This window comes from Photorhabdus antumapuensis, from assembly GCF_020387775.1.
GTDB lineage: Bacteria > Pseudomonadota > Gammaproteobacteria > Enterobacterales > Enterobacteriaceae > Photorhabdus > Photorhabdus antumapuensis.
Genome location: NZ_JAHZMK010000032.1, coordinates 59,840 through 85,652, shown reverse-complemented (window position 1 = coordinate 85,652; position 25,813 = coordinate 59,840). Strand labels below are relative to the sequence as shown.

The 25,813-nt window shown below is 44.7% G+C and carries 21 protein-coding genes, 3 tRNA genes and 1 pseudogene; 18 read left to right on the top strand and 7 right to left on the bottom strand.

Annotation, left to right across the window (positions count from 1 at the left end):
• Positions 1-41 precede the first annotated feature (41 nt).
• From KZ793_RS13790 to KZ793_RS13735, 12 genes and pseudogenes are all read left to right on the top strand, one after another.
• Positions 42-6,263 carry a S8 family serine peptidase gene (locus KZ793_RS13790; RefSeq protein WP_225815854.1) on the top strand — a complete coding sequence of 2,074 codons (6,222 nt, stop codon included), beginning with the start codon at positions 42-44 and terminating at the stop codon, positions 6,261-6,263.
• 107 nt (positions 6,264-6,370) lie between these two features.
• Positions 6,371-6,945, top strand: a pseudogene (locus tag KZ793_RS22695) (DUF5625 family protein).
• Between the two features lie 58 nt (positions 6,946-7,003).
• A complete protein-coding gene (locus KZ793_RS13780) occupies positions 7,004-7,531 on the top strand; it encodes a DUF5625 family protein (RefSeq protein WP_225815853.1) in 528 nt (175 codons plus the stop codon).
• A 28-nt stretch (positions 7,532-7,559) separates the two neighbouring features.
• The gene (locus KZ793_RS13775; protein WP_225815852.1) at positions 7,560-8,090 is read left to right on the top strand and encodes a DUF5625 family protein; all 531 of its coding nucleotides are present in this window, start codon (positions 7,560-7,562) and stop codon (positions 8,088-8,090) included.
• Positions 8,091-8,148: 58 nt separating this feature from the next.
• Entirely contained in the window at positions 8,149-8,679 is a 531-nt protein-coding gene (locus KZ793_RS13770; protein WP_225815851.1) for a DUF5625 family protein, read from the top strand.
• Positions 8,680-8,707: 28 nt separating this feature from the next.
• Positions 8,708-9,229 (top strand): DUF5625 family protein, encoded by a 522-nt coding sequence (locus tag KZ793_RS13765; protein WP_225815850.1) that lies wholly within the window; start codon positions 8,708-8,710, stop codon positions 9,227-9,229.
• Positions 9,230-9,257: 28 nt separating this feature from the next.
• Positions 9,258-9,788 carry a DUF5625 family protein gene (locus KZ793_RS13760; protein WP_225815849.1) on the top strand — a complete coding sequence of 177 codons (531 nt, stop codon included), beginning with the start codon at positions 9,258-9,260 and terminating at the stop codon, positions 9,786-9,788.
• Positions 9,789-9,846: 58 nt separating this feature from the next.
• Positions 9,847-10,377, top strand: a complete 531-nt coding sequence (locus KZ793_RS13755) for a DUF5625 family protein (RefSeq protein ID WP_225815848.1) — start codon at positions 9,847-9,849, stop codon at positions 10,375-10,377.
• 26 nt (positions 10,378-10,403) lie between these two features.
• Positions 10,404-10,931, top strand: coding sequence for a DUF5625 family protein (locus KZ793_RS13750; RefSeq protein ID WP_225815847.1), 528 nt, complete (start codon positions 10,404-10,406; stop codon positions 10,929-10,931).
• Positions 10,932-10,979: 48 nt separating this feature from the next.
• Positions 10,980-11,507: a DUF5625 family protein gene (locus tag KZ793_RS13745; RefSeq protein WP_225815846.1), complete on the top strand. Its 528-nt coding sequence runs from the start codon at positions 10,980-10,982 to the stop codon at positions 11,505-11,507.
• Between the two features lie 58 nt (positions 11,508-11,565).
• Positions 11,566-12,096 (top strand): DUF5625 family protein, encoded by a 531-nt coding sequence (locus KZ793_RS13740; protein WP_225815845.1) that lies wholly within the window; start codon positions 11,566-11,568, stop codon positions 12,094-12,096.
• A gap of 34 nt (positions 12,097-12,130) precedes the next feature.
• The gene (locus KZ793_RS13735) at positions 12,131-14,758 is read left to right on the top strand and encodes a cadherin-like domain-containing protein (RefSeq protein WP_225815844.1); all 2,628 of its coding nucleotides are present in this window, start codon (positions 12,131-12,133) and stop codon (positions 14,756-14,758) included.
• 329 nt (positions 14,759-15,087) lie between these two features.
• Here the strand turns inward: KZ793_RS13735 and argA are convergent, their stop codons facing one another.
• Positions 15,088-16,422, bottom strand: coding sequence for an amino-acid N-acetyltransferase (gene argA, locus KZ793_RS13730; RefSeq protein ID WP_225815843.1), 1,335 nt, complete (start codon positions 16,420-16,422; stop codon positions 15,088-15,090).
• A gap of 244 nt (positions 16,423-16,666) precedes the next feature.
• Here argA and amiC point away from each other — a divergent pair, with 244 nt between their 5' ends.
• The gene (gene amiC / locus KZ793_RS13725; protein ID WP_225815842.1) at positions 16,667-17,911 is read left to right on the top strand and encodes an N-acetylmuramoyl-L-alanine amidase AmiC; all 1,245 of its coding nucleotides are present in this window, start codon (positions 16,667-16,669) and stop codon (positions 17,909-17,911) included.
• 54 nt (positions 17,912-17,965) lie between these two features.
• Here the strand turns inward: amiC and KZ793_RS13720 are convergent, their stop codons facing one another.
• The 4 genes from KZ793_RS13720 to KZ793_RS13705 form a co-directional block, all read right to left on the bottom strand.
• Positions 17,966-18,130, bottom strand: coding sequence for a helix-turn-helix domain-containing transcriptional regulator (locus KZ793_RS13720; RefSeq protein ID WP_450091400.1), 165 nt, complete (start codon positions 18,128-18,130; stop codon positions 17,966-17,968).
• 172 nt (positions 18,131-18,302) lie between these two features.
• Positions 18,303-18,379, bottom strand: a tRNA-Met gene (locus tag KZ793_RS13715).
• A 29-nt stretch (positions 18,380-18,408) separates the two neighbouring features.
• Positions 18,409-18,485, bottom strand: a tRNA-Met gene (locus KZ793_RS13710).
• Between the two features lie 89 nt (positions 18,486-18,574).
• Positions 18,575-18,651 (bottom strand) — tRNA-Met (locus tag KZ793_RS13705).
• 223 nt (positions 18,652-18,874) lie between these two features.
• Here KZ793_RS13705 and mltA point away from each other — a divergent pair.
• Positions 18,875-19,972 carry a murein transglycosylase A gene (gene mltA, locus KZ793_RS13700; protein WP_225815841.1) on the top strand — a complete coding sequence of 366 codons (1,098 nt, stop codon included), beginning with the start codon at positions 18,875-18,877 and terminating at the stop codon, positions 19,970-19,972.
• A gap of 48 nt (positions 19,973-20,020) precedes the next feature.
• Complete coding sequence (gene tcdA / locus KZ793_RS13695) at positions 20,021-20,833, top strand: tRNA cyclic N6-threonylcarbamoyladenosine(37) synthase TcdA (protein WP_036781567.1); 813 nt, start codon at positions 20,021-20,023, stop codon at positions 20,831-20,833.
• Here the strand turns inward: tcdA and csdE are convergent.
• Entirely contained in the window at positions 20,805-21,284 is a 480-nt protein-coding gene (csdE, locus tag KZ793_RS13690; RefSeq protein ID WP_225815840.1) for a cysteine desulfurase sulfur acceptor subunit CsdE, read from the bottom strand. The genes tcdA and csdE overlap by 29 nt on opposite strands.
• Before the next feature lie 20 nt (positions 21,285-21,304).
• The gene (gene csdA / locus KZ793_RS13685) at positions 21,305-22,543 is read right to left on the bottom strand and encodes a cysteine desulfurase CsdA (protein ID WP_225815839.1); all 1,239 of its coding nucleotides are present in this window, start codon (positions 22,541-22,543) and stop codon (positions 21,305-21,307) included.
• Between the two features lie 423 nt (positions 22,544-22,966).
• Here csdA and KZ793_RS13680 point away from each other — a divergent pair, with 423 nt between their 5' ends.
• From KZ793_RS13680 to rlmM, 3 genes are all read left to right on the top strand, one after another.
• Positions 22,967-23,884: a transcriptional regulator GcvA gene (locus KZ793_RS13680; protein ID WP_225815838.1), complete on the top strand. Its 918-nt coding sequence runs from the start codon at positions 22,967-22,969 to the stop codon at positions 23,882-23,884.
• A gap of 63 nt (positions 23,885-23,947) precedes the next feature.
• The gene (locus tag KZ793_RS13675) at positions 23,948-24,343 is read left to right on the top strand and encodes a DUF423 domain-containing protein (RefSeq protein WP_118986523.1); all 396 of its coding nucleotides are present in this window, start codon (positions 23,948-23,950) and stop codon (positions 24,341-24,343) included.
• Entirely contained in the window at positions 24,336-25,436 is a 1,101-nt protein-coding gene (gene rlmM / locus KZ793_RS13670; RefSeq protein ID WP_225815837.1) for a 23S rRNA (cytidine(2498)-2'-O)-methyltransferase RlmM, read from the top strand. Before KZ793_RS13675 ends, rlmM begins: the two co-directional genes overlap by 8 nt.
• Positions 25,437-25,813: the final 377 nt, after the last annotated feature.

Below are 25,813 nucleotides of genomic sequence, written 5' to 3'. Positions count from 1 at the left end.
AAAAAAACAAAGAGAAATAACAAGTAGAGGAAATAATAAATATGGAAAAGAAATATACTGTGACCTATAAAGTTGCTCCGATGGGGGCGAAGTATGTTTATCAGGAAGATAAGAACGAACATAAAGTGGGAGATGTGCATTCTTCATCTGGTGGTCATATGTGGTATGTGATAAGTGACGGTAACGGAAATGAAAAAAGTTATGGTTTCGAGTCAGCGTATGATCAAATGTATGGTGAAGGGCAAGTAACTCCTCATGATAATGCTGCCTACCAACAGACCTCTTATGAAGTCACCATCGCATTGACTGAAGATCAATACAACAAGTTATGTAATTTTTCAAACGATCCATGGTTAGGTAGATTTGATGATACACGCTATAGGCTGCTCACCAACAGTTGCGTAGATTTCGTGTTTTCATCATTAAAAGTCATTGGATACAGTCGTAAAGATTTTTTTGGATTCAGTCGTAAAGATTTTCAAGGAGATCTGTGGCCTAATAATAATGTTGATGATTTGCAGAAGATGTTTACTAAGCATGGAGCTCAAATCATTCGTGACAACCTGACTCGTCATGGTGAGTATTATGAAGAAAAAGGTGGCATGCAATGTTTATGGCTTACCTCGGAGGATATGCGTACCCGCCCACTGGGGACAAATTTGATTAACATTGATATCAATTCCTCCCCACAGCCGCAGAAACATATTCAGGGAGAAAATAAAGCGCAGCAGGATGTCACCAACGGTTATATCCAAAATTCAGCAACCCATAAAATATTCACCCTCGCAGGTATTCTCAATAAAACCGATTTCGCTTCAACACAGATGGCTAGCCTTGCCACAGGCGGCATTCGTCCCGGTGAAATGCAGCTCGACCCCAATGTCCGGCCCAACGCCTATTTGTCGCAGTTCTACCTCGACCTGACCTTGAACAGCAATAAACAGGATACCAGCCTGCGCAATGCCGTGACGTTGAACGGTTTATCGGCGATGACGACGTTCAACACTTATGTCGACCCGTTGTTATTGGATCTGAGTGGCAATGGCGTGCACATGACTAATATCCGTGACGGCGTGTTGTTCGACATGGATAACAGTGGCACGCTTAAGCGCAGCGGCTGGGCGGATCGCAATACCGGGATATTGGTGATCGACGATGGTAGCGGTCAGATAAAAGATGTCAGCCAGATGTTCTCCGAATACTACGGTGGTAAGGCCGGAATAAACGGTGCCGCTGGCGAAAAAAAATTCAAGGATGGGCTCGGTGCTTTAGCCAGTGAAGATGCCAACAAGGATGGCGTGATTGATGAACGTGATCCGATCTGGAGCCAGTTGCGGGTCTGGGTTGATGGTACACACGATGCAAAAGTCGATGCGGGCGAACTTAAGACACTGGCGGAATTGGGTATTACCCAGATAAACGTCCGGGCTTCGAACAAAACAGAAGTTCGTGATGGGAATAAGGTCGTTGCCAGTGGGTCGTTTACTATCAATGGTAAAACTCAGGAAATGCTGGCCGTCGATTTTCTTGGTGATACCGTTAGCAACACTCTGAGCACTCAGGGAGCTGGCACGAAAGTGACTTCCACCACCAAAGGCATCACTACCACGGCTTATGCCAGTCAGAGTGAAACAGATGAAACCCTAAATGCTGAGCAACTGGGAGTAAGCAATCTGTATGGTGGCAGTGGCAATGATACGTTGATTGCTACAAAAACCGGTAGCTGGCTGGTCGGGGGTGCAGGGAGCAATACCTATGTCGGTGGTGCTGGCGATGATGTTTTTGTCATCAGCGCTTCTGACGATACGAAAAACATTCACGGCAATGGAGGGCACGATACGGCGATCATTGTCGGTAAAAAAGGCGTGGAACTGAACATGGCTCAAGCCGGTTTAACTATGGCTCAAGGTGGGAGTGGCAGTGATGTCATCAGAAGCGGTGGAGCCAATGGCGTCTTTATCAAGGGAGGCTCCGGTGATTCGGTGCTGGTCGGTGGTATGGGTAACGACGTCCTGGTCGGCGGCAGCGGGCACAACACCATCATTGGAGGCAGTGGAAAGTCGGTTATCTATGCTGGTCCTCAGGGCGACACAATCTATGCTTCCGAAGGCGGTAGCATCATTCATGCTGGAGGCGGCGATGATAAGATTTTCGGAGGCTTCGGTGACGACGTGATCGAAGTGGGCCACGGCAATGCTACGATTGATGGGGATGGTGGGATCAACATCGTCAGCCTGCACGGTAACCACGGAGATTATCAAATCACCCGTACCGATAGCGGATATATCGTGGCCGACAAGGTCGCCGGGCGTGACGGCACGGTAACGCTGAAAAATATACAGAAACTCAATTTTTCAGATATTTCGGCTGTTGATTTACAAATACCTGATGCTATGCCTGTCGAGGATGTCCTCACTCACGACAAGGACGGCAAGGTTTTTGATCGTACTCAGCCACATCTGATTTCCGCAGAAAGTCTGTTGTCTAACGATCAACATCTTAACAGTCAGGGTGCCTTGCGCATTGCCAATGTTGGTGATGCGATAGGCGGTACGGTCAAACTCACAGCCCAAGGCGATGTCTTGTTTACGCCGGACCCGCTTTACACTGGTCTGATCAGCTTCAAATACGGTGTCACTGATGCGGCCGGTAATCCTTCGGCATCGGTAGTAGACCTGAACAGCGGGGAAACAGCGCCGATGCGTGCCCCTGTCACGTTACTGACCCCGGAAGTTCCTCTCGATCCATTGGCTGCTCAGCAATGGTATCTGAGCGATGCCAATATTCTGCCAGTCTGGAAGGACTACACCGGCAAGGGGGTACGCATTGGTCAGTTTGAGCCGGGCGGTAAGTTTGCCACCGCGCCTGAAATATTTGATATCAATCACCCTGACCTTGCGGCGAATGTCGATAAAGCTTGGTTGCAGACTCAACAAACCAATGGCGCCTTGCCGGACGTGGTATCCAACCACGCGACAATGGTGGCGGGTGTGATGGTCGCAGCAAAGAATAGTACAGGCGGCGTCGGGGTTGCCCATGATGCTACGTTGGGCGGTTATTATCTGGCTAATGACGGTGCCGATCTTGCGGGACTGGGGCATATGGTCAGTTTTGATGTTGCTAACGATAGCTGGGGATTTACCAACGATTTCGCACTCAGCAGCTTTCAGGACGGCTCTATAAATACTGCCGCGTCGCTGAGTATGAATGCGCAGTATGCGGCGGCTAATGGTCGTGGCGGATTGGGTACCGTCATCGTGGCGGCGGGCGGCAATAATCGTGCAGAAGGCGGCAATGCCCAAGGGTCGCTGACCAATAACAACCGCTTTTCGGTGGAAGTCGGTGCAATTAACGCACAGGGCGATTTGTCGACTTTGCAGATTGGTTCTTCACCGTTCTCCAATCCGGGAGCCAGCCTGTTGGTTTCGGCGCCGGGCAGCAATGTTGTGTCTACCAGCCATATGCTGAAAACCGAACGTGGCTCAACTTTCGGCAATGACTACACCAGCATGCAAGGCACCAGCTTTGCCGCTCCAATAATTTCCGGTGTTGTTGCGCTGATGCTTGAGGCCAACCCGAACTTAGGTTATCGGGATGTGCAGCAGATTCTTGCTCTATCTGCTCGCAGGATTAATGACCCATCTACCAAATGGAGCGACAATAACAGCCATAGCTGGAATGGCGGCGGCATGCATACCAGCAACGATTACGGTTTTGGTCAAGTCGATGCGCGAGCTGCTGTTCGTTTGGCTGAGTCTTGGATGACTCAAAGCACCGCTGCTAATGAGTACGTCTATAGCGCATCCAGCGGTCCTCTGGGGAAAACTTTGGCTGCGGGTGAGACGCTGACGTCGTCCATTGCCATGAATGCCGGTCTGAATGTTGAGCATGTCGAGATCGATTTTGACGCTCAGGTAGGCCGTCTTGGCGATCTGACGCTCAAACTGATCTCTCCCGATGGCACTCAGAGCATATTGCTCAATCGTCAAGGTAAGGTTCCAGACGGCATGCCGGGCGCGAGTGCGAGCGATATGGGTAGTAGCCAGTCGGGAACGTTCAAGTACAGCTTTATGTCGACTCATGATTTTGGCGAGCGCTCGGCTGGCAATTGGACCCTCCAAGTGACCGATGCGAATTCCGGCTTGCCGGTTACATTAAATGGCTGGTCGCTACGTTTGTACGGCAGCAAGAGTACCCCGGATGACACTTATTTTTACACCGACGAATATATCCAGTCGGTGGTCGGGCAGGCCAACCGTGCGGTGCTGGATGACGCAGTCAATGGCGTGGCGGGTGGGCGTAATACCCTCAATGCGGCGGCTGTTTCGCGGGATACCTCAGTCAACTTGCTGACCGGTGTTGCCAGCATTGGCGGCGCAGCGTTGACGATAAAGAATCCGTCGGGCATTCAGAACATCATCACCGGTGATGGCAACGATACGCTGGTTGCAGGTAATGCCGATGCATTGCTTGATGGCGGGCGTGGAAACAACACACTGGCAGGTGGTGCGGGTAAGGACTTCTTTGTGATCCACCGCCGTGAGGCAGGCAGCGATATCATCAGCAACTTCGAGGCCGCTCGTGGTGAAATCATCGATTTGGTCGGATTTGGTGGAAAAACATTTACCGATCTGTTGCTGACGCAACAGGGGGCGGATGTTAAGGTCGATCTGGATAAGGGGCAGAGCATTGTCCTGAAAAATCAGACACTCGCCGGGATCGGTGCGGCGAACTTCAAGTTTCAGGACACCTTTATCGCCCCGGCGGCTTATACGAGTAGCGACACCTCAACGCTCCAGCCACAAGAAGGCTTGGGAACCGTGATCCTCAAGGGCGGCGGCAAGGGCGTCATGCTCACTAGCGATGCTCAAGGTCAGATGAAATTTAGCCTGAATGGGACAATCTATAGTCATGACAGTGCGGCGTCAGACGTTTTCGTAGTGGCTGCCCAACCGGGCGTCAAGAACTACCAGAATGCATTACGTGGATTCCGTCACGGCATTGATAAAATTGACTTGCGTCAAACCGGAGTCACTGATTTCAGCCAACTAACAATCACTAAGAGTAATCGTGGCACGATCAACGGCCTGTCACAAATTCATGGCGTTGACGTTACCTTTAATGGGGCCAGCGGTACTGATTCAAACGTGAAGTTGCTGTATCTCGATACCCTGGATATTTCGCAGGTCGATGCGGCCGATTTTCTCTTTGGGGAGCCTTCGCCGGATTTGGTGCCAACAGTCGGACCAGTGGTGACGCAATCTGCCGATAAACCGACGGTGACTTTCCCGGACGCATTAACACCGATCACTATTCCTAAGTGGGAACCGATTAAGTTTGAACCGTTCACTTTTCCTAAAGTTGAACCGATTGATATGTCTAAGTTTGAACGGACTGTTACCCCTGAGCGGGAAGCGATCAGTATCCCTCCTTTTGAACTACACCTAATGCCCCGCGTTCCGAAAATTGAGCCAGCGGTGGAACCTACACCAGTGACTACTGACCCTAATTCCATCACGGTCGAAATTCCCTTTGCTAAGGTTACTTTGGGGGACGAGAGCAAGACTATCAATGTGGAAGCTATGGGTGGCAATGTGGTTGCCGGCAACGGTGACAATAAGGTGAATGTGATGGGCCGTTCTGCCGATATCACGTTAGGTAATGGTAACAACGTTATTGTTGGCAATGTCGACAGACTAACAGTCGGACATGGCAACAACACCATTAAAGCGTCGGGAACCTTCACGAAAGTAAAAGTAGGGGATGGTCATAACCATATCGTGACCAGCGGTGAGATGTCGACGGTAGAAGTAGGGAATGGTGATAACCATATCGTGACCAGCGGTATGATGTCGAAAGTGAAAGTCGGAGATGGTAATAACAATATTGTGACCAGTGGCACTATGTCGACGGTAGAAGTTGGGCATGGGGACAACGATTTGGAATTTAGCGGTGATATGGGGCGGTTGGTGTTCGGAAAGGATATCAGCCCTGATCGTCTGTGGTTCCAGCATGAAGGGCAGGATCTGCAAGTTTCGGTCATTGGCAGCAAGCAGGAGGTAACGTTGCATAATTGGTATGCCAGTCACCCCGAACGACCAGGTAGCATCATGGCTGGTGACGGTCATCGGTTGATGGACAGTGATGTTGAACACCTTGTCCAGGCGATGGCTGCCTTCGCGCCGCCGACACCTGCGACCACAATGCTCGGCGATGTCGAGCAACAGCGGCTGCAACCTGTGCTGGCAGCTAACTGGAACTGATCGGTAACAAGGCCCGCGATGGTTATCGCGGGTCTTCATAAATAGGTGAATCGCGCCGTTTAAATGTAAGCGCCCCATATGAGGACTTCTGTCTTTCGACAGGCAAAATGTCTAACTTTTGGGGCGCGCTTTCATTATTTAATATGAATGGAAAATACAAAATAACCATTTATTTAATCGCCAAGTATGTCAGTCAGTGTGGAATTAAAAACAGATTAATGGTGTTGCGCTTATTAATGGCCTGCTCTAAGCACATTGATATATACAAACCGATTGATGTAACGCGGTCTGGTCAATCAATCAAAATTGATTTTGAAATCGGCAAGAAAGGAAATTATCAGTTTGCCCTGTTGTTTGCTAGAGGAGATGGTCATGATGAAATGAACAGGAGAGATGAGTTTTTTGGGAGTATTTATGATGACGGGGTGACAACTCCCGTTTCGCTTCATTTGGTTAGAAACGGTCAGGTTTTTTTTGATAAAAAAATAAATGCCGGCGGATACGATGGGGGCAGTCCTTCTATTACGAAGAGAGAAGGGTAAATACGGCTGTGCGAAACATTAAAATACTGGAGTTACCTCCAGGACGTTACTCTGCGGTAATTACCACTCTGGAGGATGTCCCTGCCTTTAATGGAATCGAGAGTTTTTTCGAGCTTGCGTATTTTAATTCGAAGATTTAAGAAGATTTAAAATGGTATCGGTATAAACAAAGGAAATATTAAAATTTGGAGTGGCGTAATGAAAGTTTTACAGGTACATGAAAGGTTTAAAAATTGGGGGAATATTATTATTTTTATGAGCTGCACCTTATTAATGGCATGCTCTAAGCACATTGATATATACAAACCGATTGATGTGTCGCATTCTAGGCAATCCGTCGAGATTAATTTTGAACTCAGCAAGAGCAAGGCTGGAGATTATCAGTTTGCCCTGCTGTTTGCTAATGGGGATGGTTTCTATGAAATGGAAAGGCGGGATAAATTGTTTGGGAGTATTGATAAGAACGGGGTTGCAATCCCCGTTTCGCTTCGTCTGGTTAAAAACGGTAAGGTTTTTTTTGACAAGAAAATAAATGCTGTGGGAAGCGGTTGGGGGCGTACCTTTGATTACGAAGAGAGAAGGGTAAATACGACTGTGCGAGAAATTAAAACACTTTCGTTACCTCCTGGGCGTTACTCTGCGGTAATTACCACCCTAGAAGATGTCTCTGCTTTTAATGGAATTGAGAGTTTTGTCGAGTTCACCTATTACAATCCGAAAATTTAACGCGAATTACTTTATTTGGAGTGATGAAATGAAAGTATTACAGGTATATGAAAGATTTAAAAATTGGCGAAATATTATTGTTTTTATGAGCTGTACATTATTAATGGCCTGCTCTAAGCACATTGATACTATACGCAAACCGATTGATGTGTCGCATTCTAGGCAATCCGTCGAGATTAATTTTGAACTCAGCAAGAGCGAGGCTGGAGATTATCAGTTTGCCCTGCTGTTTGATAAAGGGGATGATTATGAAGAAATTCTAAGGCGGCTTGAGTTGTTTGGAAGTATTGATAAGGGAGGAGTTATAACCCCCGTTTCGTTTCGTCTGATTAAAGACGGCAAGGTTTTTTTTGACGAGGAAATAAACGCGATGGGGAGCGAAGGAACACAATCCTTTTATTATAAAGAGAGAAATATAACTGCGGCTGTGAGAGAAATTAGAACACTTTCGTTACCTACCGGGAGTTACTCTGCGGTAATTACCACCCTGGAGGATGTCTCTGCTTTTAATGGTATTGAGAGTTTTGTCGAGTTCACCTATTTTAATCCGAAGATTTAAGAAGATTTAAAATGGTATCAGCATAAACAAAGGAAATATTAAAATTTGGAGTGACGTGATGAAAGTTTTACAGGTATATGAAAGGTTTAAAAATTGGGGGAATATTATTATTTTTATGAGCTGCGCCTTATTAATGGCATGTTCTAAGCACATTGATACTATATATAAGCCGATTGACGTGTCGCATTCGGGGCAATCCGTCGTGATTAATTTTGAACTCAGTAAGAGCAAGGCTGGAGATTATCAGTTTGCCCTGTTGTTTGATAAAGGGAATGATTATCAAGAAATGCTAAGGCGGCTTGAGTTGTTTGGGAGTATTGATAAGGACGGGGTTATAACCCCCGTTTCACTTCATCTGGTCAGAAACGGCGAGGTTTTTTTAGACGAGAAAATAAACGCAGGGGGACGTAGTTGGGGGCGTAGCTTCGATTATGAAGAGAGAAGTATAAATACGGCTGTGCGAGAAATTAAAACATTTTCGTTGCCCCCCGGACGTTACTCTGCGGTAATTACCACCCTGGAGGATGTCTCTGCTTTTAATGGCATTGAGAGTTTTGTCGAGTTCACTTATTACAATCCGAAAATTTAACGCGAATTACTTTATTTGGAGTGACGAAATGAAAGTATTACGTATACATGAAAGGTTAAAAAATTGGCGAAATATTATTGTTTTTATGAGTTGCACCTTATTAATGGCCTGTTCTAAGCCCATTGATATATACAAACCGATTGACGTATCGAAGTCTGGTCAATCAGTAAAAATTGATTTTGAAATCAGCAAGGTTGGAGATTATCAGTTTGCCCTGCTGTTTGCTAATGGGGATGGTTTCTATGAAATGGAAAGGCGAGATAAGTTGTTCGGAAACATTGATAAGGATGGGGTTGCCGTCCCCGTTTCGCTTCGTCTGGTTAAAGACGGCAAGGTTTTTTTTGACGAGGAAATAAACACCGTGGGAAGTGGTTGGATACAATCCTTCGATTACGAAGAGAGAAGGGTAAATACGACGGTGCGAAACATTAAAATACTTGAGTTACCTCCCGGACGTTACTCTGCGGTAATTACCACTCTGGGGAATGTTTCTGCTTTTAATGGAATTGAGAGTTTTGTCGAGTTCGCCTATTATAATCCGAAAATTTAACGCGAATTACTTTATTTGGAGGGATGAAATGAAAATATTACAGGTACATGAAAGGTTTAAAATCTGGAGAAACATTATTATTTTTATGAGCTGCACCTTATTAATGGCATGCTCTAAGTACATTGATACTATATATAAACCGATTGATGTGTCGCATTCTGGGCAATCTGTCGAGATTAATTTTGAACTCAGCAAGCGCGAGGCTGGAGATTATCAGTTTGCCCTGCTGTTTGCTAATGGGGATGGTTTTGTTGAAATGCAAAGGCGAGATAAGTTGTTCGGAAATATTGATAAGGATGGGATTGCCGTCCCCGTTTCGCTTCGTCTGGTTAAAGACGGAAAGGTTTTTTTTGATAAGGAAATAAATACGGTGGGAAGCGAAGGAATACAATCCTTTTATTACAACGAGAGAAGGGAAAATACGACGGTGCGCGATATTAAAACACTTGTATTACCCCCCGGATCTTACTCTGCTGTCATTACCATCTTGGAGGATATTCCTGCTTTTAATGGAATTGAGAGTTTTGTCGAGTTCACTTATTACAATCCGAAAATTTAAGAAGATTTAAAATGGTATCGGTATAAACAAAGGAAATATCAAAATTTGGAGTGACGTGATGAAAATATTACAGGTACATGAAAAGTTTAAAAACTGGCAAAACATTATTATTTTTATGATCTGCACCTTATTAATGGCCTGCTCTAAGTTCATTGATACTATATATAAACCGATTGATGTGTCGCATTCGGGGCAATCCGTCGAGATTAATTTTGAACTTAGCAAGAGCGAGGCTGGAGATTATCAGTTTGCCCTGCTGTTTGCTACTGGGCGTGGTTTTGATGAAATGGAAAGGCGATTTAAGTTGTTCGGGAATCTTGAATGTGATGGGATTGCCATCCCCGTTTCGCTTCGTCTGGTTAAAGACGGCAAGGTTTTTTTTGACAAGGAAATAAACGCGGTGGGATACGGTTGGATACGTGCTTTCCATTACGAAGAGAGAAGGATAAATACAGCGGCGCGCAATATTAAAATACTAGAGTTACCCCCGGGACGTTACTCTGCGATAATTACTACCCTGGAAGATGTCCCTGCTTTTAATGACATTGAGAGTTTTGTCGAGTTCACCTATTACAATCCGAAAATTTAACGAATTACTTTATTTGGAGTGATGAAATGAAAATATTACAGGTACATGAAAGGTTTAAAAGCTGGAGAAACATGATTATTTTCATGAGCTGTACATTATTAATGGCTTGCTCTAAGCACATTGATACTATATATAAGCCGATTGATGTGTCGCATTCTAGGCAATCCGTCGAGATTAATTTTGAACTCAGTAAGCGAAAGGCTGGGGATTATCAGTTTGCTCTGCTGTTTGATAAAGGGGATGATGATGAAATGAAAAGGCGGCTTGAATTATTCGGTAGTATTGATAAGGACGGAGTGATAACCCCCGTTTCGCTTCATTTGGTTAGAAACGGCGAGGTTTTTTTTGACGAGAAAATAAACGCAGGGGGACGTAGCTGGGGACGTAGCTTCGATTACGAAGGGAGAAGTATAACTACGGCTGTGCGAGAAATTAAAACACTTTCGTTACCTCCCGGACGTTACTCTGCGGTAATTACTACCTTGGAGGATGTGCCTGCTTTTAATGGCATTCAGAGTTTTGTACAGCTCATATATTTTAATCCGAAGATTTAAAATGGTATCAGTATAAACAAAGAAAATATTAAAATTTGGAGTGATGTGATGAAAGTATTACAGGTATATGAAGGGTTCAGGAATTGGCACAGGATTATTCTTTTTTTGAGTTGTGCCTTATTGGTTGCCTGCTCTAAACCTAAACCGATTGATATATACGAACCGATTGATGTGACGCGGTCTGGCCAGTCAGTCAAGATTAGTTTTGAAATCGGCAAGGCTGGAAATTATCAGTTTGCCCTGTTGTTTGCGACCGGGGATGATCATGATGAAATGGAAAGACGGTTTAAGTTATTCGGGGGTATTGATAACGACGGGGTAATAATTCCCGTTTCACTTCATCTGGTTAGAAACGGTGAGGTTTTCTTTGACGAGAAAATAAATGCTGGGGGACTTGGCTGGGGACAGTCTTTAAATTATGGAGGAAGAAGAATAAATATGGCTGTGCGAAACATTAAAATACTTGAGTTACCCCCCGGACGTTACTCTGCGGTAATTACCACCCTGGAGGATGTGCCTGCCTTTAATGACATCGAGAGTTTTGTTGAGTTTGCGTATTTTAATCCGAAGATTTAAGGCGATTTAAAATCGTATCAGTATAAACAAAGGAAATATCAAAATTTGGAGTGATGAAATGAAAGTATTACGTATACATGAAAGGTTAAAAAATTGGCGAAATATTATTGTTTTTATGAGCTGTACATTATTAATGGCATGTTCTAAGTACATTGATACTATATACAAACCGATTGATGTGCCGCATTTTGGGCAATCCGTTGAGATTAATTTTGAACTCAGCAAGCGCAAAGCTGGAAATTATCAGTTTGCCTTGCTGTTTGCTAATGGGGATGGTTTCTATGAAATGCAAAGGCGAGATAAGTTGTTCGGAAACATTGATAAGGATGGGGTTTCCGTCCCCGTTTCGCTTCGTCTGGTTAAAGACGGCAAGGTTTTTTTTGATAAGGAAATAAATACGGTGGGAAGAGAAGGAATACGATCCTTTTATTACAACGAGAGAAGGGTAAATACGACGGTGCGTGATATTAAAACACTTATATTACCCCCCGGACGTTACTCTGCGGTAATTACCACCCTGGAGGATGTCTCTGCTTTTAATGGCATTGAGAGTTTTGTCGAGTTCACTTATTACAATCCGAAAATTTGACCTACATCTGTAAAAAAACAAGGAAATAATAAGTATGGAAAAGAAATATACCGTAACCTATAAAGTTGCTCCGATGGGGGCTAAGTATATTTATCAGGCCGATAAGAACGAGCACAAATCTGGGGATGTACATTCTTCATTCGGCGGTCATATGTGGTATGTTTTAAATGACGGCGAGGGGAATAAAGAGAGTTTTGGTTTCGAGTCAAAGCATGACCAAATGTTTGATGAAGGGCAAATAACGCCTTTTGATAATGCCGGCTACCAAAAGACCTCTTACGAAACCACCGTAGAATTGACTGAATTTCAGTACAACAGGTTAAAAGCTTTTTCAAAAGACCCATCGTTAGTTGGATTTGATGAAACACGTTATAACGTGGCCAAAAACAGTTGCGTGGATTTCGTATTTGCATCATTAAAAGCCATTGGCTATAACGAAAAAGGTTTCGAGGGAGAACTGTTCCCTAATAATAATCCGATACATTTGCGTAAAATGTTACAAAATAATGGAAGTAAAATTATTCGTGACAACCTGAGTCGTTATATTCGTTATATTCGTTATATTCGTTATATTCGTTATATTCGTTATATTCGTTATATTCGTTATATTCGTTATATTCGTTATATTCGTTATATTCGTTATAGTGATTTTTATTATCTGGACGATGAAAGTGGTCGAGCATGTTTATGGCTTAGGCCAGAGGATACGAAAATCACCCTACCGATGAAGCCATTGATTAACATTGATATCAAGCCTTCGCCACAACCCCAGCGGCAGATTCAGGGAGAAAGTAAGGCTCAACAGGATGTCACCAACGGTTATATCCAAAATTCAGCAACCCATAAAATATTCACCCTCGCAGGTATCCTCAATAAAACAGACTTCACCTCAACCCAAATGGCCAGCCTTGCTACAGGCGGCATTCGTCCCGTTGAAATGCAGCTCGACCCCAATGTACGACCTAACACTTATCTGTCGGAGTTCTACAAACCTTTCTACCAACCCGGGGACACTAGCAAGTTGGACTTCGGCCTGCGCAACGCCGTGACGTTGAACGGTTTATCGGCGATGACGACGTTCAACACTTATGTCGACCCGCTGTTATTGGATCTGGATGGCAATGGCGTGCACATGACCGACATTCGTGACGGCGTGTTGTTCGACATGGATAACAGTGGCACGCTTAAGCGCAGTGGCTGGGCCGATCGCAATACCGGAATACTGGTGATCGACGATGGTAGCGGTCAGATAAAAGATGTCAGCCAGATGTTCTCCGAGTACTACGGCGGTAAGGTAGGGGTAAACGGTGCCGCTGGCGAGAAAAAATTCAAAGATGGTTTCGGGGCTCTGGCTAGTGAAGATGTGAACAAGGACGGAGTAATTGATCAGAATGACCCGATCTGGAGCAAGCTGCGGGTTTGGGGCGACAGCACACACGATGCAAAAGTCGATGCGGGCGAACTCAAAACACTGGCGGAATTGGGTATTACCCAGATAAACGTCCGGGCTTCGAACAAAACAGAAGTTCGTGATGGGAATAAGGTCGTTGCCAGTGGGTCGTTTACTATCAATGGTAAAACTCAGGAAGTGCTGGCCGTCGACTTTCTTGGTGATACCGTTAGCAACACTCTGAGCACTCAGGGAGCTGGCACGAAAGTGACTTCCACCACCAAAGGCATCACTACCACGGCTTATGCCAGTCAGAGTCACACAGATGAAACCCTAAATGCCGAGCAACTGGGAGTAAGCAATCTGTATGGCGGCAGCGGGCACAACACCATCATTGGTGGCAGTGGTAAGGCGGTTATCTATGCCGGTCCTCAGGGCGACACAATCTATGCTTCCGAAGGCGGTAGTATCATTCACGCAGGTGGTGGCGATGATAAGATTTTCGGAGGCTTCGGTGATGACGTAATCGAAGTGGGCCACGGCAATGCTACGATTGATGGGGATGGTGGGATCAACATCGTCAGCCTGCACGGTAATCACGGCGACTATCGAATCACCTGTACCGACAGCGGATATATCGTGGCAGACAAGGTCGCTGGACGTGACGGCACGGTAACGCTGAAAAATATCCAGAAACTCAATTTTTCAGATATTTCGGCTGTTGATTTACAAATACCTGATGCTATGCCTGTCGAGGATGTCCTCACTCACGACAAGGACGGCAAGGTTTTTGATCGTACTCAGCCCCATCTGATTTCCGCAGAGAGCCTGCTGGCCAACGATCAACACCTCAACAGCCAGGGAGCCTTGCGCATTGCCAATGTTGGGGATGCGATAGGTGGTACGGTCAGCCTCACAGCCCAGGGCGATGTCTTGTTTACGCCGGACCCGCGTTACACTGGCTTGATCAGCTTCAAATACGGTGTCACCGATGCAGCCGGTAATCCTTCGGCATCGGTAGTAGACCTGAACAGCGGGGAAACAGCGCCGATGCGTGCCCCTGTCACGTTACTGACCCCGGAAGTTCCTCTCGATCCATTGGCTGCTCAGCAATGGTATTTGAGCGATGCCAATATTCTTCCGGTCTGGAAGGATTACACCGGCAGGCGATGGCTGCATTCGCGCCGCCAGCGCCTGCGACCGCAATGCTCGGCGATGTTGAGCAACAGAGGCTGCAACCTGTGCTGGCCGCCAACTGGAACTGATCGGTAATAAGGCCCGCGATGGTTATCGCGGGCCTTTATAAATAGGTGAATCGTGCTGTGTAACAAAACCTGAGGAATTCTCCTTCCTGAATGCTAATTGCGAGTAAAACGCACTTTTAGCATGAGGGGAAGATGGAGAGCAAACAGCTCGAAGAACTGTCATTTCGCTGGGCGTTCTTGCTTCTTGATGCCTATTTTTAGTCTCTCAATCGGAGCACCGTCTGCGGTAATCAAACAATATGTACGAGTCCAAAGTCCCGGTTTCCAGTCAAAACGGCTGATATATTCAGCATACTCTTTTCGCAAAAGTCAGCTTTTTCGGCATGAATACGTTTATTATTGTGGTTCCAAATTCAGCATAAGAATCTTAGAGCGACGCTGATAGTTGTATAACACTTGTTTCTGAATCGGTAGCATTGAGAGTTCTGCGGGTTCGAAACCTCGTTCCTGGAACCAATGAATACTACGGGTAGTCAGAACAAACAGTTTTTCCAGTCCGAACTGTTTGGCGTGCTCCGCAATGCGATTCAGTAATACTTCACCTCTTAAAGAGCTGCGGTATTTAGGATGAACCGCTAAACAAGCCATTTCGCCAATTTTCTCATCAGGATAAGGGTAAAGTGCAGCACAGGCGATAGTCAGGTTATCGCGTTCGATAATGATGAATTTATCAATTTCTCTTTCAAGTTGTTCTCTTGAACGGCGAACCAAAATGCCTTGTTGTTCCAGTGGGCGAATAAGTTCGAGAATACCACCAATATCATTGATATTAGCTCGGCGTATTTGTTCCGCACTTTCCATCACTATTTGAGTGCCAATACCCTCTCGGGAGAATAATTCTTGAAGTAGAGAACCATCAGCCTGATAACTTAATAAATGGCTGCGACGAACGCCACGACGGCAAGCTTTTACTGCACTCCGTAAAAAACGGACTGTACCTGAATAGTAGTCACCTCTAACTTCGAGCTTTTTAATCAGCTCCGGTGCTTGATTAAGAAAAATTTCCGATAGAATTTTTCCGTCTTCATTTTGTACACCTTGAGTAGAGCAGAAACCAATCAGTTTTTCAGCCTGTAGTGTGATAGATAACTGAGTAGCAACATCTTCAAATGCCAGATTAAAACTCTCTCCGGTGACAGAAACTGCAACAGGACCAATTAGCACGATTGCGCCATTGTCTAATTGGCGATTTATGGCATTCTCATCAATACGGCGAATTTTCCCGCTGTGGCAATAATCCACACCATCATCAACACCAAGCGGTTGAGCAATTATAAAATTACCACTAATGACATTAATATTGGCGCCTTGTAACGGGGTATTATTCAAGTTCATAGAAAGACGTGCGGTGATATCCAGTTGCAGCAAACCAGCAGATTGTTTGACTAATTCTAATGTTTTATTATCGGTTACACGGGTATGTTTGTGGTAAACCGGTTTGTAATGATGGTCTGCAAGGTTTTGTTCAATTTGAGGTCTGGCGCCATAAACGACAACCAGACGGATGCCTAAACTGTGCAGTAATCCTATATCGTTGATGATATTCGGGAAATTTTCATGAGCAATAGCCTCTCCACCAAGCATAATGACAAAAGTTTTACCACGGTGTGCATTGATGTACGGAACAGAATGACGAAATCCTTCAACTAACTCGGTGCTTCGTTCTTTCATAACAGGCTCTCGATTGAATTTTTATTCGTAATTTATGCTTTTTTATTCCTTTTGAGAGAAAATGGCAAGAGGCAATTCAGGTAAAAACATTTTGATATACATGTAGACGTTAATAATTTGCAAAATATAAAATGCTTTTCATTGACGACAGCATAATGCTGATTGGTTAGCGTTTTTCACTTGATCGTTTCACTTGGTGAATATCACCCTGAATGTTTGTATTTTATGAATGGAATATTAGTAGATGAGTCATTCAGATCATAATCTGTCACGACGTCGTTTGTTACAGGGAGCCGCAGCAATGTGGTTGCTTAGCGTTAGCCAGGTGGGTTACGCAGCGTCAGCAAAAATTATCGCAGTACGTATTTGGCCAGCATCTAGTTATACCCGTGTGACTCTTGAATCCAATATTCCACTCAAATATCGCCAGTTTGTGCTAAAAAATCCAAATAGAATTGTGGTTGATCTTGAAGGTGTACAACTGAATCATACTCTAAGCGGAATGGGGGAGCAGATTCAATCCCGTGATCCTTATCTTAAACTGGTGAGGGTAGGGCAGTTTAATCCTAAAACCGTTCGCTTGGTGTTTGAAGTTAAGCAATCGGTCAGCCCACATATGTTTACTTTGAAACCAGTGGCGAAATTTAAACATCGTCTGGTGTTGGATATGTATCCGGTTGCGGGAATGAATACGGATGATGATCCCTTACTTGCTCTGCTTGAAGAGTACAATAAAGGTCATTTGGCAGAAGATCTGCCAGTGGAAAGACCAAAGTCAGGCAAAGCAGGTAAAGACAGGCCAATCGTTATCATGCTCGATCCTGGACATGGTGGTGAAGATCCTGGTGCTATTGGCAAATATAAGACCCGCGAAAAAGATGTTGTTCTGCAAATTGCTCGTCGATTGAAAACGCTTATTCAGCGTGAACCGGGTATGAAAGTTTATATGACCCGCAATGAAGATGTGTTTATCCCGCTAAAAGTCCGGGTGGCAAAAGCGCGTAAGATGCGAGCTGATCTCTTCGTTTCTATTCATGCTGATGCCGTTACTAACCGAGTTGCTCGTGGTTCTTCGGTTTTTGCACTCTCGACTAAAGGTGCAACCAGTAATACCGCACGTTTTCTGGCCCAGACGCAAAATGAAGCTGACCAGATTGGTGGGGTAAGTAAAAGCGGTGATAAGTATCTGGATCATACGATGTTTGATTTGTTACAAACTGCGACAATCAATGACAGCCTTAAATTTGGTAGTGAAGTGCTCAAACGCATGGGCAAAGTGAATAAACTGCATAAAAATCGGGTGGATCAGGCTGGATTTGCGGTACTGAAAGCACCGGATATTCCCTCGATTCTGGTGGAGACTGCGTTTATTAGTAATCTGGAGGAGGAGCGAAAACTGAAAACTGCGCGCTTCCAGCAGCAGATCGCAGAGTCAATTTTTGCGGGCATCAAAGCTTATTTCAAGAATGGGGGTAATTTGGCGATTTGAACCTACCGCTATGGGTGATTTTTGCTATTAAAAAGGGAAGGAGGCTATTTTCCTTTAGCCTATACTCCTTCCCCCGAAAGCCTTGGCCATCTGGCGAAGAGCAATCAGTAACTCGGCTTGTTCGCAATCTTCAAGGATGCTGTTTAATAGCTCGATCGCGTAAGCCGGGTCTTTGCGAAACACCTCGGCCATTGCGTCGTCGTGTGATCTATCTTTCATTATTTGTTCTCCTATCTGCTTCTACACTTCCATTCACGCCAGTATGCACATGCTCTGGCTATGTCCGCGTCTTGCTTGCGTTTGTCGCCGCCGCAGAGCAACAGATATGGTGGTGATAAATCGATTAGGAAACTTTGTTTTGGGAATTTTTACGCTGAAACGCATAGAGAATTGGTTGCGGGGGCCGGATTTGAACCGACGACCTTCGGGTTATGAGCCCGACGAGCTACCAAGCTGCTCCACCCCGCGTCCGTTTTAATATTTTGAATAGCGAAAATTGGTTGCGGGAGCCGGATTTGAACCGACGACCTTCGGGTTATGAGCCCGACGAGCTACCAAGCTGCTCCATCCCGCGTCCGTTTAGAACCTGTTTTACGCTTTCCTGCATCACTAACGCCTGCTGGAATCGGTTCCATTCGCAAATATTGAACTGTTTTATCGTGTTGGTTGCGGGGGCCGGATTTGAACCGACGACCTTCGGGTTATGAGCCCGACGAGCTACCAAGCTGCTCCACCCCGCGTCCGATGCGGGCACTATACTCAGGATCATATCTGATGCAAGTTTTTTTATTAATTATTGTTTGTTTCGTTACGTTTTTGATTAGTTACTCTGCGTATCGGTGTTTTTCTATTCGTTTGTGTCGTTGTTTCGTTAAGTTATTTTTTTATGGTAGGTTTCATTATTTTTATTGGTTTGGTATGGTTTGCCGTCGGGTCATGTTGGTAAGTGTAGAGAAGGCAACAATGAAATACTGGGGTAAGTATCTGCTGTTTGGAGCCGTGATTTCACTGTTGGTTGGGTGTCATTCTCGCCCAACAGCACAGGGCCAACAATATAGAGATGGTCATATCGCGCAGGATTTACGGCTGGTTAATCAACCTAATGCGCAGGGTAAACCAGTTAATGCAAAGGATTTTTCAGAGCAGGTTGCGCTGATTAGTCAGTCTGCTCCTCGTCTGTATAATCGTAATAGCTTAACTTTTGACGCTGTTCAAAACTGGATGTTAGCGGGTGGTGAAACCAGTAAGTTGAATCTGTTTAATTTACGCGCTTACCAGATGGAGGGTGTAGATAATTACGGTAACGTCCAATTTACCGGCTATTATACTCCAGTGTTACAGGCTCGCCGTGTTAAACAGGGTGAATTTAAATATCCTCTGTACCGGATGCCGCCTAAGAGTAAATATCGTTTGCCAAGTCGAACTGCGATATACAATGGTGCTCTTAGCCCTAGTTTGATTATTGGTTATAGTCGTTCACTGATTGATAATTATATTATGGGGGTACAGGGTAGTGGTTATGTTGATTTTGGTGATGGTAGGCCACTGACTTTTTTGGGTTATGCCGGTAAGAATGGGCATATTTACCGGAGCATTGGCAAGTTGCTGATTGAGCGCGGAGAAATTGCGCAGGAAGATATCTCTATACTGGCGATTCGTAAATGGACAGAATCTCACAGTGAGGCAGAAGTCCGTGAGCTGTTGGAGCAGAACCCATCATTTGTTTTCTTTAAACCTGAAGACTATGCCTTGGTACGGGGAGCGAGTAGTGTTCCTTTAATTGCAAAAGCTTCTGTGGCTGCGGATAAAATGCTTGTTCCACCGGGAACAACCCTGCTGGCAGAGATACCTTTGTTGGATAAAGAGGGTAAATTTACCGGCCAATACCAGATGCGCCTGATGGTTGCACTGGATGTTGGTGGGGCAATAAAGGGCCATCATTTCGATATCTATCATGGTATTGGTGATGCGGCGGGTATAGCGGCAGGTTTCTATAATCACTACGGCCGGGTTTGGGTGTTACGAAAAGCGCAGCCTACCATGTTGATGGTAAATCAGTGATTGCTCTTCATAAATTTTATAACAGGTTTTCAGGATTGATATTCAGTAATGCAAACTTCTCTTTCTGATGCATATATGCAGCGTTTTGCCGGAACTGCCCGTTTATACGGCCAAAAAGCGCTTTCTTTGTTTTGTCATTCTCATGTTTGTGTTGTCGGTATCGGTGGTGTGGGCTCTTGGGCGGCTGAGGCTTTAGCGCGTACAGGAATTGGTGCGATCACTTTGATTGATATGGACGATGTTTGTATCACCAATACCAACCGTCAATTACATGCGTTAAAACAGCATATTGGGCAACCAAAGACTGAGGTGATTGCCGAGCGTATTCTGGCAATTAATCCAGAGTGCAAAGTGACTTGTGTTGATGATTTCCTCACACCCGATAATGTTGAAGAGATGATGGCGGCTGGATTCAGTTATGTGATTGATGCTATCGATAGTGTCAGGCCGAAAGCGGCGCTGTTGGCTTATTGCCGCCGCCATAAAATTCCATTGGTCACAACCGGTGGCGCAGGTGGGCAGCTTGACCCAACACAGATCCAGGTTGTTGATTTGGCGAAAACGGTTCAGGATCCTTTAGCGGCTAAATTGCGAGAAAGGCTGAAATCTGATTATCGTGTTGTGAAGAATGGTAAAGGTAAATTGGGCATTGATTGTGTGTTTTCAACCGAGCAATTAGTTTATCCGCAGAGTGATGGTTCTGTCTGTGCCGCGAAAAGTACCGCAGAGGGAACTAAGCGTATGGATTGCGCTTCTGGTTTTGGTGCCGCAACGATGGTCACGGCGACATTTGGATTTGTGGCGGTTTCCCATGCCCTGAAAAAAATGGTGGCTAAAGCGCAACGTCAGGGTGATCTTTGATATAAGAGTTCGCGGCGTTTTGCACGGTATTAATCAGTGATTTGACGCCGTTCAACCGTGAGCCACTTATCTGTTGTTCCAGCCCAAGTTGGTGGAACAGAGCCAACAGGTTAGTTGCTAAAACTTGTTCCGGTGTTTTGCCTTCTACGGCAGTCAAGATCACCGCCAGTAGACCTTTTACGATGCGGCCTTCGCTGTCACCATAAAAATGCAGATGACCATCTGGCAGTAATTGATGCCCTAACCAGACCCGGTTTTCACAGCCGGACATTTCAGTGTCTTGCTGTTTTAAGTTTTCAGGCAGTGCAGGCAGTTTCTTTGCCAGTAAGATTAACTGGCGATAACGATCTTCCCATTGGCGGCATGGGTCAAAGGTTGCAATGAGCTGTTGTTGGCTGATTTCCCGGCCAAATGGGTGCGGTGCAATCCGGTTTTCAGCGGCTTGAGTCATAATGTCATTCATCCTGTAATTCATTCATCCTGTAATAGAGAAAGGCCAAATTTTACTGCCTGAATTAAAGCATCGGCATCCTGTTGGTTGTTGTAAGGCATAAAGGAAGCACGCAAACAGCCGCTGATACCTAACGCTTCGATCAGGGGTTGAGTACAGTGCTGACCGGAACGTAAGGCAATATTTTGTTCTGCCAGAATGGCTGCCAAATCACTGTGATGAATGTTGGTAAAATTAAAAGCCAATAAGCTGGAACCGGCAATGCGATAACTGATAAATCCGGGTAAAGCAGAGAGTTGTTCTTCGGTATAATCAGTAAGTGTGATTGCATGGGCCTCGGCTTTGGCAATATCAATATCTTTCAACCATTCCAGAGTGGCAGAAAAACCAATAATACCTGCAACATTCGGTGTGCCTGCTTCAAACCGGAAAGGTACCGCTTCTGGTATAAAACCGCTGAATGAAGTGTGGGAGAGCATTTTCCCGCCACCTTGCCAGGGAGACATGGTATCAAGTAACTCACTTTTGCCGTAAAGTACACCAACTCCGTTCGAGCTATAAAGTTTGTGAGCAGAGAATGCGTAGAAATCGATATCTGATTGTTGAACATCAATGGGATTGTGAACAACGCCTTGGGCGCCATCCACAACGACCAGACAACCATGTTGGTGTGCTATTGCTGTTATTGCAGCGAGATCAACGGCTCCGCCAGTCACATTGGACATTTGGCTGATGGCTACCAATCGGCTGTGTTTATTCAGCAGTTCAGGCAGGATGTTGATATCAGGCAATTTGCCTTTGCCTAAAGGCCATTTAATAACCCTGGCACCGATTTGCTCTGCCAACATTAACCACGGGATCAGATTGGAATGGTGTTCCTGCTCACTAACGATTATTTCATCATCGGGCTGGAGATGAGTGCGGAAATAACTTTGAACCACTAGATTGAGGGATTCTGTTGTTCCTTTTGTCCAGATAATATTTTCAGCTTTTGGGGCGTTGATGAATTCAGCAACTCGTTGCCGGGCCTGTTCATAGCGGGATGTGATTTCCAGAGCTGCTTGGTGTTGGCTACGATGTACAGTAGCGCTACTGTTTTGATAATAGTCTTGAGTTGCCTTTATCATGGCTTGTGGTTTGAGTGCAGTGGCTGCGCTGTCCAGAAATACCGTCTGTTGTTGTGTCGGTAATTGTTGTGTCGGCAATTGTTGTAGCGCTGGAAATTGCTGGCGGAACTGTTCTGGTTCGAACTTTTTCATAAGTATATTAATTTTGTTTTATGGTTATGTATCCGATTGTTTTGGCGGAAAATGGATAGGTTATTACATGGAATAATATTGCCATGTTCCGGTCCTTATGCCAAAAAAAAGCACCGCAACTGCGGTGCATTAAAAAATCACTATGGACAGACAGGGTAAATGTACAGGAAGTGAAAAAAAAGCAGTAGCTTAAGCTACTGGGTCTGGTTTCCCAGACAACTTGCAAACACAACATCACAACCACAAAGCCAAAAGTTTCATAGCGTTAAGCTGATTCACTTTTCGTTCCGGCTTAGGAAGTGGCGCCACTATAGGGATTTGCTGGTGTATCCTCAAGGGACAATTTATAATGATTCGGATTACAAAAACTAATAACTAAATATAAAGAGTTACCGGAATCGCCAACATTACATAAGGGCTCACATGTCCAAACGTTTACCTCCACTTAATGCGTTGCGGGTTTTTGATGCCGCAGCGCGCCATTTAAGTTTTACTAAGGCGGCTGAAGAGTTATTTGTGACGCAGGCCGCAGTTAGCCACCAGATGAAAAGTCTGGAGGATTTTCTTGGGTTGAAGTTGTTTCGTCGTCGCAATCGATCACTATTGTTGACTGAAGAAGGTCAAAGCTACTATCTGGACATTAAAGAGATATTCACGGCGATAAATGAAGCAACACGTAAACTTCAAGCTAGAAGTGCCAAAGGTGCTTTGACGGTTAGCCTTTCACCTAGTTTTGCTATCCAGTGGTTGGTTCCAAGGCTGTCCAGCTTTAATTTAGCTTATCCAGGCATTGATGTCAGGATACAGGCGGTAGACAGAGAAGAAGATAAGCTTGCTGATGATGTCGATGTTGCCATATTTTATGGTCGTGGAAATTGGCCGGGGTTACGCACTGATCGTCTTTACGCAGAATATTTGCTTCCCGTTTGTTCTCCTTCGTTACTGACTGGCGAAAATCCTTTGAAGACCCCCGCGGATTTGGCGCGTCATACGTTGTTACACGATTCTTCTCGTCGTGACTGGCAAGCGTATGTGCGCCAGCTTGATATGCAGCAGATAAACGTTCAGCAAGGACCGATATTTAGCCATAGTGCAATGGTGATCCAGGCCGCTGTTCATGGGCAAGGTATTGCACTGGCAAATAATGTCATGGCTCGGACTGAAATTGATGCGGGGCGCTTGGTTTGCCCATTTAATGATGTGTTAGTGAGTAAGAATGCATTTTACCTTGTTTGTCATGACAATCAGGCTGAATTGGGGAAAATTGCTGCATTCAGACAATGGGTTTTGGCACAGGCAGCGAGTGAGCAGGAGAAATTGGGCTTTATTACCAATGAGTAAGAGCGGAATAAGGCATTCGAGCTATAAGAGCTCTCAGATAGAATATGAAAAAGGAAGATAACAGTGAATAGTCGTTTAATGCTTATCTTTGCTGGTTTCAGTGGGTTTTTCTATGTGGCGTTTGGTGCTGTAGGGTCACATTTATTATCTCCGATGATGGAAAAATATCAGATAAGTTGGATTGATCTCGGTCTGCAATATCAGGGTATTCACACTCTGGCAATGATGGCGATGTCTGCCATGCTAATGCGTAAAGTTGTGCTCTGGTTTTACTGGAGCGGCGTCTTTTTTGCGGTAGGTATTTTGTTGTTTAGTGGCAGTCTCTATTGTATGGCCTTATTACAGATTAAATTCTTCGCTTATATTACGCCAGTTGGAGGGTTCAGCTTTCTTATCGGCTGGTTTTTAGTATTAATTGGCGCTTTGCGTCTAAGGAAATCGGCGCTTCGCCATGAATAAAATTGCTTTATATTGCCGCCCTGGTTTTGAAAAAGAGTGTGCAGCAGAAATCACCGATAAAGCGGGTCAAAAAGAGATTTACGGTTTTGCTCGGGTGAAAGACAACAGTGGTTATGTCCTGTTTGAGTGTTATCAATATGAAGATGCCGATCGGCTAATTCGTGAGATTCCATTTCGGGAGCTGATTTTTGCACGCCAGATGTTGGTCGTGGGTGAATTATTGCGAGATTTACCGCCTGAAGATCGGATAAGCCCGATTGTAGGTATGCTGCATGGTGTCATTGAGCGTGCAGGTGAGTTACGGGTTGAGGTGCCTGATACTAATGAAAGTAAAGAGTTATTAAAATTCTGTCGAAAATTTACTGTTCCGCTGCGTAATGCTATGCGTCAGGAAAAGATTTTGCAGATTCGGGAAAATGTTAACCGCCCGGTGATACACGTTTTCTTTATCGCTCCGGGTTGCTGTTATGTTGGTTATTCTTACAGTAACAATAATTCGCCATTTTATATGGGTATTCCTCGGTTGAAATTTCCTTCGGATGCACCAAGTCGTTCAACATTAAAACTGGAAGAAGCCTTTCATGTTTTTATCCCATATGACGAATGGGAAGAGCGGTTGGCTAGCGGTTTGTATGCGGTTGATTTAGGTGCATGTCCTGGTGGTTGGACTTACCAACTGGTGAAACGTAGTATGATGGTTCATGCGGTAGATAATGGACCAATGGCGCAAAGCTTGATGGATACCGGTCAGGTTAAGCATCATAAAGTTGATGGTTTTAAGTTTGAGCCTTCGACAAGAAACATTTATTGGCTGGTATGCGACATGGTGGAAAAACCAGCAAAAGTGACGCAATTAATGGCAGATTGGTTGGTTAATGGCTGGTGTCGGGAAGCTATTTTTAATCTTAAATTACCCATGAAAAAGCGTTATGAAGAAGTTGCTCATAATTTGCAGAAAATGAACCTGCAATTAAAAGAGGGTGGTATAAATGCACAAATTCAGGCAAAACACCTTTATCATGACAGGGAAGAAATAACGGTTCATGTTCGTCGTATTTGGTCTGCTTATGCCGCTAGCCGGAATGATGATTGATTCATTGTTGTTCATCATCATGCTGGAATAACGTATAAAATAAGGTTTCCTAAATCGCCTCAGCTATATCCTGAGGCATTTTTTTCAGCCAAGAAAGTACTACATGTGAGGTGATTATGATTTACTGTGACAATGAATATTGTATGATTTATGTCGTAAAATTGTTGACTTTTTTACTTGACTTAAGGTAAATAGCAGAATAAATATATTATTATAATCGTTTAATTAAACGTGAAATTAATGTGAAATAATTCAATAAATTAAGATTATAAAATGGAAAATAATGAAAGAGATTGTTTTCTTAATTAGTTTAATTAAGGTTTTATGTATGGGGTTTAATTGTGATATTAATCATGAGTAATATTTATATTATATAA

Coding starts and splice junctions, on each gene's coding strand:
- KZ793_RS13790 (WP_225815854.1), top strand. CDS start 42: ATGGAAAAGAAATATACTGTGACCTATAAAGTTGCTCCGATGGGGGCG.
- KZ793_RS13780 (WP_225815853.1), top strand. CDS start 7,004: ATGAAAGTTTTACAGGTACATGAAAGGTTTAAAAATTGGGGGAATATT.
- KZ793_RS13775 (WP_225815852.1), top strand. CDS start 7,560: ATGAAAGTATTACAGGTATATGAAAGATTTAAAAATTGGCGAAATATT.
- KZ793_RS13770 (WP_225815851.1), top strand. CDS start 8,149: ATGAAAGTTTTACAGGTATATGAAAGGTTTAAAAATTGGGGGAATATT.
- KZ793_RS13765 (WP_225815850.1), top strand. CDS start 8,708: ATGAAAGTATTACGTATACATGAAAGGTTAAAAAATTGGCGAAATATT.
- KZ793_RS13760 (WP_225815849.1), top strand. CDS start 9,258: ATGAAAATATTACAGGTACATGAAAGGTTTAAAATCTGGAGAAACATT.
- KZ793_RS13755 (WP_225815848.1), top strand. CDS start 9,847: ATGAAAATATTACAGGTACATGAAAAGTTTAAAAACTGGCAAAACATT.
- KZ793_RS13750 (WP_225815847.1), top strand. CDS start 10,404: ATGAAAATATTACAGGTACATGAAAGGTTTAAAAGCTGGAGAAACATG.
- KZ793_RS13745 (WP_225815846.1), top strand. CDS start 10,980: ATGAAAGTATTACAGGTATATGAAGGGTTCAGGAATTGGCACAGGATT.
- KZ793_RS13740 (WP_225815845.1), top strand. CDS start 11,566: ATGAAAGTATTACGTATACATGAAAGGTTAAAAAATTGGCGAAATATT.
- KZ793_RS13735 (WP_225815844.1), top strand. CDS start 12,131: ATGGAAAAGAAATATACCGTAACCTATAAAGTTGCTCCGATGGGGGCT.
- argA (WP_225815843.1), bottom strand. CDS start 16,422: ATGAAAGAACGAAGCACCGAGTTAGTTGAAGGATTTCGTCATTCTGTT.
- amiC (WP_225815842.1), top strand. CDS start 16,667: ATGAGTCATTCAGATCATAATCTGTCACGACGTCGTTTGTTACAGGGA.
- KZ793_RS13720 (WP_450091400.1), bottom strand. CDS start 18,130: ATGAAAGATAGATCACACGACGACGCAATGGCCGAGGTGTTTCGCAAA.
- mltA (WP_225815841.1), top strand. CDS start 18,875: ATGAAATACTGGGGTAAGTATCTGCTGTTTGGAGCCGTGATTTCACTG.
- tcdA (WP_036781567.1), top strand. CDS start 20,021: ATGCAAACTTCTCTTTCTGATGCATATATGCAGCGTTTTGCCGGAACT.
- csdE (WP_225815840.1), bottom strand. CDS start 21,284: ATGACTCAAGCCGCTGAAAACCGGATTGCACCGCACCCATTTGGCCGG.
- csdA (WP_225815839.1), bottom strand. CDS start 22,543: ATGAAAAAGTTCGAACCAGAACAGTTCCGCCAGCAATTTCCAGCGCTA.
- KZ793_RS13680 (WP_225815838.1), top strand. CDS start 22,967: ATGTCCAAACGTTTACCTCCACTTAATGCGTTGCGGGTTTTTGATGCC.
- rlmM (WP_225815837.1), top strand. CDS start 24,336: ATGAATAAAATTGCTTTATATTGCCGCCCTGGTTTTGAAAAAGAGTGT.